This is a genomic window from Brenneria corticis, from assembly GCF_003115855.1.
Taxonomy (GTDB): domain Bacteria; phylum Pseudomonadota; class Gammaproteobacteria; order Enterobacterales; family Enterobacteriaceae; genus Brenneria; species Brenneria corticis.
On the sequence record NZ_KZ819129.1, the window covers coordinates 1 to 1,695 of the forward strand.

2 protein-coding genes are annotated in these 1,695 nt (G+C 40.8%); both read right to left on the reverse strand.

Annotated features, from left to right (window positions below):
• Positions 1-509 precede the first annotated feature (509 nt).
• Positions 510-842, reverse strand: a complete 333-nt coding sequence (locus DDT56_RS24170; protein WP_136168883.1) for a hypothetical protein — start codon at positions 840-842, stop codon at positions 510-512.
• 48 nt (positions 843-890) lie between these two features.
• A complete protein-coding gene (locus tag DDT56_RS24175; protein WP_136168884.1) occupies positions 891-1,427 on the reverse strand; it encodes a hypothetical protein in 537 nt (178 codons plus the stop codon).
• Positions 1,428-1,695: the final 268 nt, after the last annotated feature.

A 1,695-nucleotide genomic window follows, 5' to 3' on the forward strand; every position in this document is an offset into this window, starting at 1 on the left:
AAATGGCTCCTCTGACTGGACTCGAACTTCATCTTTGACTCCTGTTATTATTGGTTTCGTGTAAATGCTTTGATTTTTTACCAGCATTTTTACCATCATTATTTAATCTGTAGCCATAAAATGTCAATTAAAAACAATTGGTTGTTGTCATAACCTGTTGTCTATTGCTATCTGTCAACATTGTTATAATCAACCTTGTATTGTCAGTGTTGTTAGATTTTTTTATGGTTATAAACAGATTATTATAAATTTATAACTCACGTTTTAACCTTGTCCATCAGATTGGAGCTGATGCAGGTTGAAACCGAATTCACTACGAGTGAGAATCTGCATCTACTTGTTCATCTCCAGCAAATCCTGAGACACCTACATGCTATGTGACAGGCTGCTTAGAGCGAGGTATAGACTTTCATACCCTGAATCACTAAGAAGTGTAACTCTCAGGGTACGAATGACTATATCTGGTACAGAGCTGACCTTAGTTTGACAAATCTGAACACTTTCGGGTGCTATGACTCAATAGTCCCGCCAAAAATGCGCATGGTATTAAGCTGCTCAATACTGTAAGGCCGGGATATCCTGTAACTGTCGAATTCTTCAACACCAAACTCTTCATGATTAATGCCATTGATAGCAATAACACGCCCATTCGGAAGTTCAACCTGATAGTTAGGCCTGACACCTGTTCCTGACAAACCGATACGTATAAATATATTTTTGTCGTTCACTTTAGGATCGTCAGATGTCCTGTGGCGTTCAGCCAGATCACGAGCTGCCGACTTCATTTTCTCGAAGTGATCCAAAGGGATGTCTTTGAAGTTACCGCCCCATAACTTGTCCATAAAGCCTCCAAAAGTCCAAATATTTACGCCAGAGTTGTAGCCTGCTGCTCAGGCGCGAATGATAATTTCAATACTATCGACAGAAACTTCATACTTTTTAGATAAAAGTATCTTCGCGTTTTGAATTGTTATTCCCTCGGGGAAAGGGTCTTCTTCAGGTGCAGCTTTTGGTGATTCGATGTTAACTTCAGGCATCTTATTGAATTTTAATTTGCTTTCATCAATACCCAACTCGAATAGTGATGAGTAGGCTACCGGATTTCTGGCTCCATCCCACATGTCAGGGTAAGAGACTTCAGCATACTGGCTGACTTTGATTAGCCATCTTTTAGGGTGCTTTCCATTCCATTCAGGAGAAAGTACAACATCCGATATCATTCCAACAAAGAAGGCGTTTTTGTGTGGTGCAGTTACTGTTCCCCAGTCGTTATTATGATTGTCAGCCGGGTCTCGGTTCTGCACACAAACCACGTATTTACAACGCGATGCGCGTTTTTCGCTTAAAACCCATGCACTGGAACCACCATCGCTTTTCAGACGATCAAGGCCACGCGCAGTAAATACAACTACAGATGAATCGCTCATATACACCTCCTTAGTAAAGTATGGCTGAATATATACCCAATAAATAAATAGTCAATAAAAAGTATTGCAAGGTATTAATAATCTATTTATATGTCTATAATTTATATGTTTTTATTTTTTTCCTAAGTATCTAGGCGGCTTTAACCAGTTGGACCTCCTTCGGCTCCCCGGCAGGCCGGGTTGTCAGCCCGACTGCGCTAACAGGCCAAGCCAGCAAACTGATCCTACCCACGAATGGTGGACACGCTGTTAAGCGAGTAAAATCGTT

What these genes read in the sequence shown, in the direction of transcription:
- DDT56_RS24170 (WP_136168883.1), bottom strand. Translation starts at nt 842, where the DNA reads ATGGACAAGTTATGGGGCGGTAACTTCAAAGACATCCCTTTGGATCAC.
- DDT56_RS24175 (WP_136168884.1), bottom strand. Translation starts at nt 1,427, where the DNA reads ATGAGCGATTCATCTGTAGTTGTATTTACTGCGCGTGGCCTTGATCGT.